We start from the raw sequence: 16,283 nt of genomic DNA, 5'->3' as shown, positions 1-16,283 counted from the left end.
GCAGCACGTAAATATTATTCCAATATTATTTGACGGGTAATTGAAGGCAGAACAACCATTTTTATTGCACAAAGGAGTATTTCTTATTGCAGAAGCCGGTAAATCAAGGCCTAAATGACGATCCCAAAATTGTAACCAATTGATCTTGCGGATGTAAGTTTATGAGTTGTTGAATTACATTATGTAATTCGACAAACTTACCAGGCCTATTCTCTCACACACTTAGCGTGCTCGCAAAACAATCAAAAGGACCTGGCCTGTAACAATCAACAATTCCACAAACTTGATAACCGTTGTGTTGCTGAGGCAAGTGGAATGCCTTCGTTTTTTCTTATTGAACATATACTAAAGCCCTGGGTTGAAAGAGGGCTTCAGTATAAAGAACTCAATTGCTACTGCAATATATAAAACTCCAGTTACATCTTTTGCCCATCGGGATCAAATTGCAAAGTGAACAAAGGCACAGGACTGTCTGCGCCTTTGTTCCGGATTCATGTCCCTAACAACTCATCCACTATTCTTTTCGAACCGGAAAGAAACTCCGTCAACCGCAGGATATACCGGATATCCACGCAGATCACGCGGTTGTACAAAGGTTCGTACTGGTAGCTTCTCGTCATCGACTCCCAGTTGCAATCGAAAACCAAACCAATGAGCTCTCCCCTGGCATTCAGCATTGGGCTGCCGGAGTTCCCGCCCGTTACATCGCCATTAGTGATAAATGTAACCGGCATGTCCCGTGCGGAAGGATCACCGGACTGCTGCAATTGCTCCCATAACTTCAACAATTGCGGATGAAGCAGATAATCGTTATACCTGTCCGATTGTGCCGGATATAACTGGCTACCTTTTTTAATCATTGAAGAGAACATCATCTGAAAAGGAAAATCCTGTTGTTCATACTGCAGCTTTTCTATTTTTCCATAGGAGAAACGTATAGTTCGATCGGCATCGGGGTAAACAGGGCCATTATAGCGCTGCAGATTCAATTGATCGTACTTCTGCTGTAATGAACGAATTTGCCTGGAGACCTGCTCGATACTTCTGAATAAAGTAAATTGTTTCTTCGATACTGCCTCTGCAAATAAAAACAAAGGATCTTGTTTGATGGGAGTAACAGCTTTATCCATCCACATGAAGAGTTTGTCTCTGGCCGCAAACACTGAACCCCGGTACAGGCTATCAATGTATTTTTCAACAGTAAAACCTGGTTTACCTGTTGCTTCCAGCAAAGGATCGGGCCAGTATTTGCGATCAATGCTGTCCATATAGATTTTCAGTACAGCCTCTGCTACTTTTCTATCTGTTGCAGGATCAAAAGCACCGTAACTTAACCGGATATTGTTCTTTAGATTTTTGAGCGAGCCCTTATTGCCTGGAATTCCTGGTTTGATACCGAGGAATGCCCGGCCAAATCCATTCACAAAACCGAGCGTACTCCAGCTTTCCAGGAATACTTCCGACAAATACTGCAGCGCTTTTTTGTCTTCAGCCGCTTTCGCATACAAGATATCCAGTGAATCACTCAGGTTTCCTGCCCAGGACAATTCCTTCGACTTTTTCTTATTGTAGAGGTCCAGCCTGTTGGACCATTCCTGAAAGCCCACTGCATCCTTGTATTGATTGGCTGAACCGGCATAACCGGCTGCATAAAGAAGCCTGATACGGTCATCCAGTTTCATGGCTTCGTCCAGGATAGCGAGCCGTTGCTGACGTACAGCAATTACGGGTGGCACCATCACCATCATCTTTTCTTTTACTTCAGCGGCCGGAGCATAACGGCTGGAATTGAACGGGAACCCCATCGACATGGCAAGATCTCCTTCCTGGTATCCTGCTGAAGAGACTTTGATATGATGTTCCACTTTCAGCGGAACATTCGATGGAGCATAGGGTACAGGTTTACCTGAAGCACTTGCGTAGATCCTGAAAACCGCAAAATCAGCGCTCTGTCTCGGCCATTTCCAGTTATCCGTTTCGCCGCCGAATTTTGCCACAGATTTAGGGGCAATTCCCACCAGGCGAATATCATCGAACTTCTCCTGCACGTACAAAACATGCAGCTTGTTATTGAAATATGATCTGAACAAGAGGTTCATGCCCGGAAACAGGCGCTGATAGCGGTTATTCAAGACTGTTATAGCCCCCTTCAATAAATCCCTTTCAGCAGTCGCTGCCCATTTTGAGGGATCGGCCAGCAATACTTTCATTTCATCGCTTATGTCGATCACTTTTCTGTTGATCGTAACGGAGAGGCCGTTAACCGGCAGTTCCTGCTTCGTATCAGCGGCCCAGAAACCCAGCTTGAAAATATCCCGTTGTGCAGAACTGTGCTGCCTGATCGCATCATATGAGCAATGATAATTGGTAAGCACAAGCCCATTTTCAGAAAGCACCGATCCCGTACAACCGGAACCGAACATCACCACGGAAGCCGCAATGCCATCCGGATCCGCTCCCGACAATTGTTCTATGGGGATCGTCAATCCCATTTCCTTCAATTGTTGCTCATTGTACTTTTTCAACAATGGCAGCAACCACATTCCTTCATCAGCCTTTGTTACCGTTGTAAGCCCGGAGATTATCAGTGCTGCAATTACAATGATCGTCTTCTTCATCACTACTGCTCTATTTTTACTGTATTATTTTCTGAATATGGATTCCAGCATTTTTTCAAGCTCTTCCCCACGGATGCTCTCTGCTATGATTTTACCGTCCGGCCCTATCAGCCAGATGGCGGGCAGGCCGTCGATCCCATACTCCTGCGCCACCTTCGATCTTTTACCACCGGTAAGATCTGAAGCATTGTTCCATAGAATGCCATCCTTTTCGATGGCTTTTTGCCAGTCTGCCAAATCATGGTCCAGCGAGAACGAAACAATCTCCAGTCCTTTCGGGTGAAATTTTTCATAGATAGTCAGCGTGTGTTTGTTTTCCTCACGGCAAGGCACACACCAGGAAGCCCAGAAATCCAGCAGTACATATTTACCGCGGAAGGAAGAAAGTTGAATGGGTGTTTTGCCATCTTCTTTAACAACTTTGAAATCCGGCGCAACGGCATCCGGGGCCACTCTTCTCAACACATCGGCCCTTGCTTTCATTTCCTTGTAATAGGGATGGGCCTGCAGTTTCTTATCGAATTGTTGTAAAACAGCGTCGATCTGCGTATGCTTCATCATGGGAAGCGGCACCCGCGCCATGTACAATGCCACCACACTAGACTTGTTTGCAAGCATGAAGGAATCAGTAAAATGCTTTTGACGTTCAGCAAAAGCATCAAACATTCTTTTTCGTTCCTCATCAGACAGCCCGGATTGCCGGAAAATGTTGTTTTGTTGTTTACTCATTTCGTACTGAAACTTTTGGTATTCATTCCAGCGTTTGTTTTCAGCTTTTCCTTCAACTGCTGCCAGGTAAAATTTACCGCTTGATCCGGCAATATGAACAGTACCTGGTTCAGCAATGAAATTGCAAAAATCGTGTGTTCCTTTGACCCTTATCTCCAAAACCAGCCCGTTGTATTTCAGAGGGATCTTTAGCCTGAAATGTCCCTGCGCATCAACAACAGCGGCTGTTACCGAATCCGATTCAAATTCACCTGTTCTTTGCAAAACCATTACTTCGGCCGGCGTCTTGAGCATTTTGATCTCACCTTCGAGGGTACAATACTTTTCCTTTCCTGCCGCCATCACCGAACCGGTGGAGAGCAACAGGATCATTAACCATGACTTCAACATGCGGGATTATTTATTTTAGTTTGTAATTCATTGCAGTGATCTTTCCGAAGCCGTCATATTCTTTTATCGATCCGAATACACCGCTTACTTCATTGATATCTATCTGCAATAGTTTTCCTTTCTTTTCTGCGGCATTGTAGAGGGCTACCATCAGAAGACGGCCATCATAGGGATGATTCCTCCATTTGAATACATTCATCCTGGTCACTTCATAACCCGGGAAACTACCGCCAACGTCCATACGAAGTGAAGAGCTTTTATCGCCCGTATAGTTATTCTGATAAATATGCGTTGCATCCGCATGGTAGAAGATATTTCCCCTGTTACCGAACGCGAAGAAGGTGGAAGCAGCCATACCCTGCGCGGCGCTGATATCGATCCTTGCCAGGGCGCGGTTGCCATCATCATATGTATTGAATTTCGAAACAAAGAGTTCCCTGGACGCAGGCGCTCCTGCATCCTGCATGAGGCAGAACCACCTGTTATCGAATCCATGTTCGGCATAAACCATCTCTTTACCTACATTTCTCATATCGAACGCGGCATTGGGCCCGGGCGCAGCGAACTGCTTCACATTCCTTTCGTAATCGATATAGAGGAACCGTTTGTGTTTGGTATCGTAAAAAACGCCGTAATAAGTGAAGTATAAATTGATACTCGCCAGGAACGGAGCGGCAACATAATCTTCCCCAAAACATTTGACGCCGTAAGGGAAATACTTGTATACCTCGGGCTGGGAAGCAAAATACAGGTCGCCTTTATTCACCAGCAACTCGTTATATGACCAGGATGCATAAACGTCGTAACGGATATCCGGAGCTGCTGGCGGCATCACGAACATTCCACTGTAAGGGTTTAGCGTACGAAGGTCATTACCACTAACCCGGTATCCTCCTTTATCGCCCTTTGTAAAAACCTCTACCCAGCGATCTTCCAAATAAAACAGACCAGCGCCTTCACCTTCTATCTTCTTACCATTCGTGAGGGAGAAAACATCTTCCTGAACATAATCGGCAGACAAGGGAGCAGCAGGGGTAAAACGATTGTTCACTACGATACTGATATCCGAGGAAATGCCATCTCCATGCAATACCATCCATCCCGGGGAAGCGAAGGAGCTCACTGTAAGCTGTCGTTTCAGTAATTGCGTGATCCCGCCGTTATTGCTGTCCTTTATGTACAGCACCAGTATATAGCTTCCCGGTTTTTCCGTGATCTTGTAATTCAACTGACGGTCTGTTCCGATCTTAACATCGTAATACCCTCCCGTGGAAGGGTCCACAGCAAAGCTCTCCTGCTTCAGGAACCATTCATAGTTCAACCCGTTCCCTGAAACGCCATTGGCAAGGGAAGGCTCTACGATCAATTGTTCATTTTGCTTAAGGGTGAAGAAGGATGATACACTGGTGGAATCGATAAAATAATCCGTTTGATTTCCATACGAATAATTCCCCTCATCCTTCACGCAGGCCGTGAACAGCGATATGCAAATGGCAATCAGTATGCCGCAATATTTTGATTTCATTGTTTCCTTGTTGAATCGTTATAAGATAGCAGGCTCTCTAACCCAAACCACCAACACCTGTATACACGGGGAACTCAACCGTTCCCAGTTCATCTGTGAGCGGCGTGTTACCGGGTATTGCATTGTGATCGAACAATGCCTTACGGGCAACGGAGTTGTAATAGGCCAGTAAGGTCAGGTTCATTGGGTCTGGCAGCTCCGTGATATTGCAGGCTTTCAGAATAAATGCATAACGTGTAGGAGTAAACTCACCAAAGGCTGACCTGTAATTGGATTTATCCCATATATCAGGTTTCAGGAACATATCGCCCCAAATGAATACAGCTTTTTTGTATCGATCATACCCTGGTTTGAAATACTGGTTTTCGGTTACTTCGATCTCGAGTCGCACAGATTTATCTTTTAAGCCATTCTTGTAGATGATCACCGGCACCCGCACGGAAAATGAATCGGCTGGTATCTTTCTTCCTTCTATCCGGAAATGCGTGCCTTCAACAGCTGTGGTCTTGTCTGTATTGATCCTGATGCCGATCTCCCGGTCAAAGGAGGCAGCATTGCCCATGATGCAGGCTTTGAACCAGAGGGTATCATGATCTCCCACATCCGGTTTGGCGGGGAAAGAGTAGATGATTGAATCCCTCAACGCCACTGATCCGGATCCGGGTATTTGAAAGAACAGGCCGGGATCAGTTTCGTAGCCCTGGATATCCTTGGAGGAACAGCCTGCGAATGCCACAAGGGCAAGCGGGAAAATCATATATCGAATGATCAGTTTCATAACAGTTGAATTTCGGTTACTAAAAAAGTTTCTGCCTCATTGCCCGAACTCGGTCTCGTTTTCAGGCTTTGGCAATACATACTCTTTATCGGTTACAGTCTGGTAGCCATCGGGGAAATTAGTGAGCTTATTGCGCTTGCAATAGTAGAACAACTGCCCTTCGCCCTGGAATTCCTTCCGATACTCCTTGAGTAACTCCGCTGTTACTTCTGCATTGGACAGTGAATGATCGAGGTCCGCACTGATGCCGCGATGCCGGCGGACTTCGTTCAGCAGATCAATCGCCTCTTCATTATTCACACCGATCAAACATTCCGCTGCTATATAATTCAATTCAGATCTTCTGAACAGCGGGATCATACCCGCATAAGCAGCCTTGTAATTATCGGGCTGATAATATTTATAAAGGACATAATCCCAGCCTGAAAGTTTTGAAGTAAAGAGCAGGCGGTAGTCATTGGCGCCTATTGAATACTTCTCATACATTTCTTCGTAGAAGTAGGAGCCCCTGAAGAGCAGGTTATTGGGCAATGCCGCCATGAACCAGGTGTTGGAGATATTTTTCAGGTCATGAACATTCAGTGCAAAGAGGTTCTCCGTTGAGAAGGTATAATCTTTGTCGCGCTCACTGGTTGCGGAAATATCCAAAGATTGGATCCAGGGAAAGAGGCGGTCGGCATCCTGCAATACTTCCCTGGCCTTCGCGAGTGCTTCCACTTTTTTCCCGGCCCAGAGGCAAGCTCTGGCAGCAATAGCTTTGCATGCATAATAATTCAATCTCTGGTGCCTGTTATTCATGAATTCATCCTGGCTGTAAATATATTTTTTGCCGGATTTGATGGGATCCTCCTTCAAGAGTTCTTCAGCCGCGGCGGCATCCTGGAGGATAAGACCGATCACTTCATTGCCATTGGAAGAACCGATCACTTTGGTGGATAGTGTTTTGATATAGGGAATGGCTTTCAATGAAAGATTGGAGGATGCGAAGAGACGCAGCAGGTCTAGATGCAGGAAGGCGCGGATCGCCAGCGCTTCGCCTTTGATCAGTTCATAATTACCGTTGGTGAAGATGCCTTTATCGCTGTCTATATTGTCCAGGATATTATTCACGTTGGCCAGTATATTATATATGCCCGACCAGATCCCATCTATCTTCGATCTCACTGAGGCTACAGTGGTATAGTTCCACATGGCCACATCGTTATATACCGAATTATTGTAGGTGTCGTATTGTTGAGCCGCAGCGTCCACAAAGCCGAAGGTCAGTTCCCGTGCATACAGCCTCTGGCTCTTCATCAATGTGTAGCAGCCGATCAGCGCATCCCTGTAGCCTTGTTCGGTACGCAGCAAAACATCAGATTTGATGCTGATCTTCGGCTGCACATCCATCCATTTTTTGCAGGATGACAAAATCAGCAGGAACAGGACGGCTACCGAAAGTATATAGCATAGCTTTTTCATGCTTTTCCTTTTATTCAGTTTAAAAATTGGCCATAAGCGTTAGTGTGCAATAGCGTGCAAAGGGATAGGCCGTACCTCTTTCGATTCTAACCGTAGAGAGTCTGAGTATATCGTTCATGTTCATCAGTACCTGTAACCTTTGCATTTTCAATTTTTGCACAAACGCATGACGGTAGAAATCATACCCTATGTTCACCGAGGAGATCTCCAGTTCACTCAGGTCCTGCACAAACCTGGATGTAGCAAGGGTGAGGGTATTGACGGTTCCGATACTTTTGAAGAGCACGTTATCTCCCGGTTTTTTCCAGGAATCATAATAAGCTCGTTTATCCACATTGAAATTCAGTTGTGCATTCTCTACTTTGTCAACGAGTGTCTGATTATAGATCTGGCCGCCGAGCCTGTACCTGGCGATAAGGCCGACGCTGAACCCTTTTATTTCGAAGTTGAATCCGCCGGTGCCCATCAGCTTCGGCTGGTTCACACCCGCCACCACTTTGTCAAGCGGATCCCATTGATCCGTGAATGAGCCATCTCGTTTTACGAAGATCTCTTTGCCGGTGGCAGGATCGATGCCGCGGCTGGGTACTGCCCAGATAGCATCCAGCGACTGTCCTTCCTGGAAACGTACAAGTGGTTTATTGGATCCTTCTGATAATTTATCCTGCTCTTCCGTAAGCGTCTTGAGCGAGTTGGAGATCTTTACGATCCTGTTTCGGTTAGTGATTCCCGTTACAAACAAATTGAGCGACTGTCGATTCTGATTATTTACAAACATTCTGTAGCTCACCCTGAACTCCATACCGGTGTTGGTGATCTGCCCGAGATTGGCTATATAGGAGCTGAAACCAAGTGAAGGAGGGATCGTAATGTCTGTCAGCAGGTTGGTGGTGATCGCTTTGTAAAGATCTACCCTGATATTGATCCTGTTTTGGATACTGGCGTCCACTCCAACATTATAATCGAGTTTCTGCTGCCATTTCAGTTCCGGGTTCCAGAGGCCGTTGAGATAAACGCCGGGTAAGCCCTGGTAGGAATCATCCACAAAGTAATTGTATAGCAGCAGTGCCTGGTAAGAATTGAAATTTTGCGAACCTGTATATCCTGCAGAACCTCTCAGTTTCAGCATCGTAATCTGAGGAAGTTTCTGGAAGAACTTCTCGTGATGGAGATTCCAGCCGGCTCCTGCCGAGTAGAAACTACCCCAACGGTTAGACGAACCGAACTGAGAAGAGGAACTTGTCCTCAGAGAAAAATCAGCGAAGAACCGGTTGTCGAACGAATAGCTGCCGATGGCCAGTATCCCCAGTTCCCTGTTGATGGATTCGGCGCCGGTAGGCTTGGCATTCTCTGCATATTGTTTGGCGAAAAGGATATTATCCATTCTGTCGTTGGGAAATCCGATAGCAGAATACAGGAAGCTTTCGCTTTTATCTTCCCTGATATTTCCTCCCACATTGCCAAATACGCTGTGCCTTCCCCAACTGGAGGAGTAATTCAGGTTGAGGTCGCCACTGACCATCGATGCTTTTCCGTTTCCTTTATTGTATGATCCTCTGCGGAACATGTTTTCACCTGTGAGGCCAATGAAGCTGGTATGGTTTCCCGGCAGAAATACATCTGATCCGTTGACTGTATTGGCAAATCCAAATCTGCCAACCAGTTTAAGGCTCTTCGAGATAAAATATTCCAGGTAGGTATTATTGGTGAGATCTGTATAATTGGTGGAGGAAGTGGTGTTCAACATCGCGTTATAGAGCGGATTGTATACGGGTTCACTGAGAACGGGACCGATGCCCAGGAATTTCCTTACCGAGCCATCTTCGTTGTAAGGCCTCCAGTAAGGGTTCAGGCGGGCGTATTCGCTGAATTCGCCATAAGGTGAATTGGCGGTATTGATCCCGGTATATTGAAGGAGGTTCCTGAAAAGGATTTTTTTATAACGATAGGTCAATTGAAAGGCGCCACCGATCGATTTCCTTTCACTCCCTTTCATAACACCCTGTGTATTGTTCATGAAAAGAGTGAGCCCCGTCCTTAGCCTGTCGTCCCCTACTTCAAATCCAACTGTTTGCTTATGACTGAAGCCAACCCTGGTGGGTTGTGCAAGCCAGTCTGTATTTACACCGTTCTGCACTTCACGCAGGTTGGCGTAATAAAGGCTGTCGTACACCAAAGCGGCGGGTGGTTGTGGCCGGTAGTAGGCGCCGAGTTCCTTTTCCAGCGTGATCTTTTCGCGTGCGTTGGTGAGATTGTAGCTGGATAGATCAGGTATTTCGATGCCATAAGTTCCGGTATAATTTATCCTGAGCTGCCCGGGTTTCACTTTCACTGTTTCGATCACAATCACGCCATTGGCCGCGCGCGAACCGTACAATGCTTTGGCAGAAGCATCCTTCAGGATGGTTACGGATTCAATGCGGTTGATATCGAGATCATTTACTTTTTCTATAGTCATTTCAAAGCCATCCACAATGAACAGTGGCTGGTTGGGATTGGTAGCGTATTGTCCTTTCACATCAGGGAAGGAAGAAGTACCCCTGATCTGCATTTCCAGCATCTTATTCGGATCGGATCCGTTTGCCAGGCTCTCAAAAATATTGAGGGCGGGGTCCATGCTTTTCAGGCTTTGAAAAATATTCCGGGCTCCTGCCTGCATCAGTTCCTGCCTGCTGAAACGGACGGAAGCCCCTGTAAAGCTTTCTGCTTTCCGGTTGACGATCCCTGTAATCACTACATCATTCATGCGCACCTCTTCCTGCTTCAGCCGGATCCTCAGGTAACGGTTATTGCCAACCTTTATTTCCTGCGTGGTATAGCCAACAAAACTGATCACAAGGATATCATCCGGCAATGCATCGAGAGAGAATTGTCCTTTGCTGTCTGACTGGGTGGTTTTACCCGTTCGTTTCAGCATGATAGACGCCCCTTCCAGCAGCAGCCCCTCCGCATCATAAATGGTGCCGTTTATTGTTGCGAATGTTTCTGTTGTCTGCAGGACTGATACTTCCCGGGCAGCGCCAGGACTGGATTTCCGGCTAAGGATGATATCCTTCCCATTTATCCTGAACTGAAGTGGTTGTGATACCATTACTTGCTGCAGAAAATCGGCAAGTGGCATATTCCTGGCATCGATAGTAACGGGATTAGACAACCGAAAGAGTTCATTTCTTCCGAAAACAGTAAAGCCGGTTTGCCGTTTCACTTCTGTAAACAGCTTTTTCAGCGGCATATTGGCCGCATTGATCGAAACAGTCTGGCCCGTACCTGCAGCAGCATGCAGCATAGATACGGTAAGCAGTAGCGTGGTTAATTTCATCACCAACAAAATTTTGATGAAGCCACCACCTTTGCCAGGGGGATAGCGGACGAAGTCCCCTTTCTCCCCAGGGCCTCGGTGGGCGGGGCAGTTTTTTTCATAATTTGCACTGGTTTTGGTTGATTGATTGGAAAAACAGACTCCTATTATTTTCTGCCAAACCTTCGGGTGTCGCCGGCAAGCGACACCTTTTTCATGGCATTCAGCAGCAGGTTTTATTTCATGATCGTTAGTTTTCGTCCTTCTAATTTATATTTCAGTTCTGCGTCTTTGAAAGCAAGCAGGATATCGCCCAGGGAATTGTCGCGACTCAGTTCCCCATAGAATTCGGTATCGGGAACGCCTTCTTCATAAACGACGGTAACATCATACCAGCGTTCCAGTTGTTTCATCACCTGGCGCAGGCGCATGCCTTCAAAATTGAACCGGCCATTTTTCCAGGCCAGCACCTGGTCCATATCCACGGAGGGGTCTATACCGATCCTGGAAGAGGGGTTTACTTTTCCATTGGGCGTCAGTGCCAGTGTGGCCTGTTCACCGGGTTTGATTTTCACAGCATTCGTGCCGGCTTCACGGTTATTTTGTGCGGCCTGTGCTTTAACCAGCAGTGAACCTTCCACCAATGTTACTTTCACTTCTTTTTCGCTGCTGTAACCATTTACATTGAAAGCTGTTCCCAACACATCCAGTTGAATACCTGTTTCCGTGGTTACGATGAATTCCCTGCGGGGGTCCTTTGCAATTTCCAGGTAAGCTTCACCTTTCAGCTCCACCGTTCTGGTTTTCCCGGTGAATGCTACCGGATACCGGATGGCGCTTTGCGCATTCAGCCAGACTTTTGAACCATCAGGTAGCTGGATCCTGAACTGCCGGCCGGCAGGTGTTTCCAGAGTATTGTAGGCAGTTGCTCCATGCGCTCCCGTAGCCCGTGAAGAGCTTCCATAGCGAAGTTCACCGTTATCCCACTGCAGATCAGTTGAGTGCTCACTGGTCCTGAATCCATTATTGACCGTATCCAGCAATACCCTGGTACCATCCGAGAGTGTGAGTACAGCGCCTTGTTGCGGAGCTTTGATATTGAATGCCTCTGCGAGGTTTTCTTTGGGCGCCGGACCGGACGGGTATTTGGATAAGTTCTGCCAGATCAGCCATCCACCGATGACCGCCAGGAAAATGGCAGCAGCAGCCGTCCAGCGTAAAATCATTCTGGCTTTACCATACGTCTTTTGTTCACCTGATATCGCTTGCATTATTTTCCGCTGTTCAGAAGTTTTCCGATCGCTATTCAAAATGTTTTGCAGGATGGTTTCATCATTTTCAGAAAGTGTGGCCTTCACTGTTCCGGGCTGGTGTTCCAATAGCTCCATCAGGTAAATTCTCAGTGACTGGTTGTTCTCTTCCTGCAGCAACACCTCCAATTCATCCCATTCCGCTGTGGTCAATGAATTGCCTTTGAAAGCCTGTATGATATATGCAATACGGTCCTTGTTCATATTGAATGATTGAAGGTTTAATAGCTAAGTGAATAGTAAGACCCGGCACAGAAGAGAACGTACCAATTACATTTTTTTGAAAAGGATATTGAGGATAACGAGTATGTTGATCACGATACCGGCATCTCTTAAATATGACCGGATCTCTTTGAGTGCAGTGGAAAGCGAATTTTTGACGGTGCTAATACTAAGATCCAGCTCGGCTGCGATCTTTGCAGGTTTCATTCCTTGTTCTCGGCTCATGGAAAAGATCAATCGGCGTTGGGGAGAAAGCCGGTCAACGGCCAATTGTATCAGCCGGCGAAGCTCCACCATATCATATTCAAGGTCTGGTGTAATGGCTTGTTGCGCGGGAGAAGCAATAGACGATTTAAGAAGCAGTTGCCTGTAAGTAATTTTCTTCCGCAGAAATCGCATGGTTTCGTTGGCAGCGATGGTAAAGATCCAGGCTTTGAAACTGTTCAGTTCTGTCAGTTCATCCCTGTTCAGCCATACACGCAGGAATATTTCCTGCAGAATTCCATCTGCGGCCAGCTCGTCTGCTGTAACGCGCCGGATATAGTTCCTCAACTGATCCACATATTGCTTGTAAAGCTCATAAAATGCATCCTGATCACCCTCTGCAATATTTTGGAGGGTCAACTTTTCATCATATAGTGTGGAGTGCAGCAATACGGAGGTTTAGTGTAGTAAAGATGCTAAAAAAATCAATGCATCTCACAGGGCCAATAGCCGGCTCGTTATTCCCGCGTATCCAGCCTCCAAAGCAAGATCCAGGGACTATTGTTTGCCAATTAGCTGGTCCAGCAATAATCTCAGTTCAAAGGACGATGCCCTTGGAGCATCACCAAACAACATCTTTCCTGTACTATCAAATATCATGAAACGTGGGATTCCTCCGATCTTGTACATTTTTGAAAAAGGGCTTTGGGGTCCGGCAAAAAGCTGGATGCTTCCCGGCGCTTTTTCCGCAACAAAATTTTTCCAGTAGTCCCGGAACTTTTCCGAGTCCATTGAGATGCCAACAAAAGCGACATTCCTTTTTCCATAATCGTGTTCGAGTTGTTTCAGTGAAGGGAACTCGGCAACGCAGGGCACACACCAGGTTGCCCAGACATCAACCACTACTATTTTTCCTTTCATATCCTGCAACGACACTATTCTGCCTGCCGTATCAGGGAGTGAGAAGCCTTCAACGGCCCATTGCTGCACCGGCAATCTGGTGGTCATGATGGCGAGACGCTCTTTGAATCGACGCTGTTGGGCAGGGTTGTTGATCATGGGGCCGTATCGATCTTTGAGTGCCTTCAGCCCTTCTTTTGTTTTCAATTGTCGCAATGCTTCTATCACCAGTTCTGCGCGCAGAACCGGATGTTGAATATCTTCCAGTCGTTCTTCCATATCGAGTCCGAAAGCAAAGGGTTTTCCCTGAAGGTTTTGTTTCAGGTAATACAGGGATTCGAGCATTTTCATTCCGAAAGGATGATATTCAACTCCTCCTTCCTTTGTGAGTTTTTTGGTATCGATGGTTCGATAAAAAGCGTGCAGACCGGTGGGCTCTTCCTTGGTGGCTTTGGCGAGTGTGAGATAACTGGTTGCCGCGAACACCAGATCGAGCTGCGTAATCATTTGCAAATTGCTGTCGAGTGCATGGTCGCCGGTTGCAGGAATGAGCGGCAGGATATCCCATTCCTTTAACCAGCTCTCAAGTTTTGCATTGAAATCCGTCATATTACTTCTCTCCTGCTGCTTCCTGGCATGTTCACCCAACAATGGCCATATGCGTTGGTGCCATTGCAACAGGAATGTATTCACAGGGTCCGGCAACAGGATGGAACAGGCTGTATCATTCAATTGTAGTTGCACTGTTTTCCCGGGTTGCAAATAGATCCTTTGCTTACCCTGTACCTGGAATTCATCTCCGGCACCTACATAATAAAAACCGGATTTCTTTAATGGTATTTGGATCGAAAAGCGGGACTGTTCAGGATGTTGACGGACCATTGCTGAAGCCACCTGATGCAGACGGCCATAGGCAGCCTGATAGATCCGGGGCTTGCTTTGCTGAGCAGATGAAAAAGTACATTCAATAGTTGCACTCTGGCTCCATGCATGCGAAGCAGAAAAAATTGTCATCAAAAAGAAAACTGCAAACGGGAAAAATACACGATTGAAATCTTTCATACCAGCATTTTAAAAAGCGATAAAGCGCTTGTTATCGGAAGACCCTTGCTGGAAGAAAACGTACTAAGTGAAAGAAAACTATTTTGGTGATGAGGTCTTTAAAATTTCAACGGATTATTGGAAGTTGACAGAAATAAAAAAGCGTTTATGATGAACATAAACGCTGGAGATTTTGGTGGCCCTGGCCGGACAGTTTTCTAACCAATTACTGGTTGATTTAGAGGCTTTTGCTAACCTGCCGGAATGATGCATAAACAGAAGTATCATCCAATAAGGCCCTTACAAACCCTACGTTATTATACCTTTGTTAAATAAACATACAATAGCAGTACACAACAGACCCATTATTGTATTATTTTAGCACATTGATACAATAATCAGCTGGAATTACTTTTATATTGGATTTACCATGAAAAAACACTCATCGCGAAGCGGCCATTATGAACAGATCGGGGAACACAATTACTTCATTCCCGCTCCTTTGCCACCAAACCCTGTTTTGGATTTCGATGGAGATCTCTTAGAGCTTTATGGCGATGCCATGCAAAGCCTGGGTAAATTCATGGAAGCCCAGACCAGAATACCCAGCAAAAGACGATTTCTGGATGTGTACATTGCAAAAGAGGCTATTTATTCAAGTCAGATCGAGAATATCAACACCACTTTAACGCAGGTGCTTGAATACAAATCCAAAGAGAAATCCGAAAACAAGAATGTACAGGAAGTTCTTAATTACATTGATGCCTTGCATTATGGCATAAAACTTATGCATGAGAAAAACCTGCCTGTTTCATCTAGGCTAATACGCGAATGCCACAAAAAACTTTTATCGGGCGTTCGTGGTGAAAGCAAAATGCCTGGGAATTACAGAAAGGTTCCTGTTTTTGTGGGTAATCTCGTACCACCACCAGCCCATTACCTTGAAAATCTCATTAATGATCTTGAAAAATTCATCAATGAGAGCAGCGCATTACCTGCCCTAATAAAGGCTGGGTTATCACATGTCCAATTTGAAACAATACACCCGTTCCTGGATGGCAATGGACGAATCGGGCGGTTGTTGATCGTATTAATGATGATGGATTCCGGGCTTATCAACGAACCTGTTCTTTATCCATCTTTCTTTTTTATGAAATACAGAAGCGAATATTACGACAGGCTGGATGCCGTACGTCTGAAAGGAGATTACGAAGGCTGGATAAAGTATTTTCTGCGGGGCATCAAGGTTTCGGCGGAAGATATTGTTAAGCGAGCCTGGGCAATCGATGCTATGTTGAAAGAGTGCCATGCAGTTATTGACAGCGATCTTTCACGTGTCCGTAAAAACGCCGTTCATCTTCTCGAACAACTTTGCCACACGCCCCTCATGTCAATAAACGATGTTGCAGAGTTGATTGGCAGCACTTATAAAACAGCACAGAAACTGGTTGGGTTCTTTGTCGACCACGAGATATTGCAGCAAGAAGATAGCAAGCAGCGCAACAAAATGTATCGTTTTAATAAATATCTTGATATACTTGAAAGAGAGTTTGCCGAGTAGCCAAGTAAATGAAACAACTTCAATTTTTTATAAGTAATTTTTATTGTGAGGCTCAAACGATGTTTAACGAAATTGATTGCTGAAGTATGTTTTCTAAATTGGCTCTTGAAGTACTCGTGAATTTTTGTCTCGTAATCTTTCCAAGTCATTCTGATGGTTTAATAATATCACTCTAAATGATAGAATAAAATACAATTGGAGAATGTGTTCAAAAACAAAAAGGCCCACACCACTGTGAACCTTTTT

10 protein-coding genes are annotated in these 16,283 nt (G+C 45.7%); 1 reads left to right on the top strand and 9 read right to left on the bottom strand.

What is annotated here, in order from left to right:
• Positions 1 to 491: 491 nt before the first annotated feature.
• From FSB84_RS11580 to FSB84_RS11540, 9 genes are all read right to left on the bottom strand, one after another.
• Positions 492 to 2,618: a S46 family peptidase gene (locus FSB84_RS11580; protein WP_130541407.1), complete on the bottom strand. Its 2,127-nt coding sequence runs from the start codon at positions 2,616 to 2,618 to the stop codon at positions 492 to 494.
• Positions 2,619 to 2,642: 24 nt separating this feature from the next.
• The gene (locus FSB84_RS11575) at positions 2,643 to 3,737 is read right to left on the bottom strand and encodes a TlpA family protein disulfide reductase (RefSeq protein WP_130541408.1); all 1,095 of its coding nucleotides are present in this window, start codon (positions 3,735 to 3,737) and stop codon (positions 2,643 to 2,645) included.
• 10 nt (positions 3,738 to 3,747) lie between these two features.
• Entirely contained in the window at positions 3,748 to 5,262 is a 1,515-nt protein-coding gene (locus FSB84_RS11570) for a PKD-like family lipoprotein (protein WP_130541409.1), read from the bottom strand.
• Between the two features lie 37 nt (positions 5,263 to 5,299).
• On the bottom strand, positions 5,300 to 6,040 hold the full coding sequence (locus FSB84_RS11565) for a DUF4843 domain-containing protein (protein ID WP_130541410.1): 741 nt from the start codon (positions 6,038 to 6,040) through the stop codon (positions 5,300 to 5,302).
• Positions 6,041 to 6,076: 36 nt separating this feature from the next.
• On the bottom strand, positions 6,077 to 7,501 hold the full coding sequence (locus FSB84_RS11560; protein WP_130541411.1) for a RagB/SusD family nutrient uptake outer membrane protein: 1,425 nt from the start codon (positions 7,499 to 7,501) through the stop codon (positions 6,077 to 6,079).
• Positions 7,502 to 7,520: 19 nt separating this feature from the next.
• Positions 7,521 to 10,820, bottom strand: a complete 3,300-nt coding sequence (locus FSB84_RS11555; protein WP_147122142.1) for a SusC/RagA family TonB-linked outer membrane protein — start codon at positions 10,818 to 10,820, stop codon at positions 7,521 to 7,523.
• A 215-nt stretch (positions 10,821 to 11,035) separates the two neighbouring features.
• A complete protein-coding gene (locus tag FSB84_RS11550) occupies positions 11,036 to 12,313 on the bottom strand; it encodes a FecR family protein (RefSeq protein WP_130541413.1) in 1,278 nt (425 codons plus the stop codon).
• A 66-nt stretch (positions 12,314 to 12,379) separates the two neighbouring features.
• Positions 12,380 to 12,955, bottom strand: coding sequence for an RNA polymerase sigma factor (locus tag FSB84_RS11545; RefSeq protein WP_158643857.1), 576 nt, complete (start codon positions 12,953 to 12,955; stop codon positions 12,380 to 12,382).
• Between the two features lie 138 nt (positions 12,956 to 13,093).
• A complete protein-coding gene (locus FSB84_RS11540) occupies positions 13,094 to 14,497 on the bottom strand; it encodes a TlpA family protein disulfide reductase (RefSeq protein ID WP_130541415.1) in 1,404 nt (467 codons plus the stop codon).
• A gap of 409 nt (positions 14,498 to 14,906) precedes the next feature.
• Here FSB84_RS11540 and FSB84_RS11535 point away from each other — a divergent pair, with 409 nt between their 5' ends.
• Complete coding sequence (locus FSB84_RS11535; RefSeq protein ID WP_130541416.1) at positions 14,907 to 16,037, top strand: Fic family protein; 1,131 nt, start codon at positions 14,907 to 14,909, stop codon at positions 16,035 to 16,037.
• The last annotated feature ends 246 nt before the right edge of the window (positions 16,038 to 16,283 follow it).

Source organism: Pseudobacter ginsenosidimutans, assembly GCF_007970185.1.
Classification (GTDB): domain Bacteria; phylum Bacteroidota; class Bacteroidia; order Chitinophagales; family Chitinophagaceae; genus Pseudobacter; species Pseudobacter ginsenosidimutans.
The sequence above is the reverse complement of the archived record's forward strand: the minus strand, read 5'-3'. Positions and strand labels throughout refer to the sequence as shown.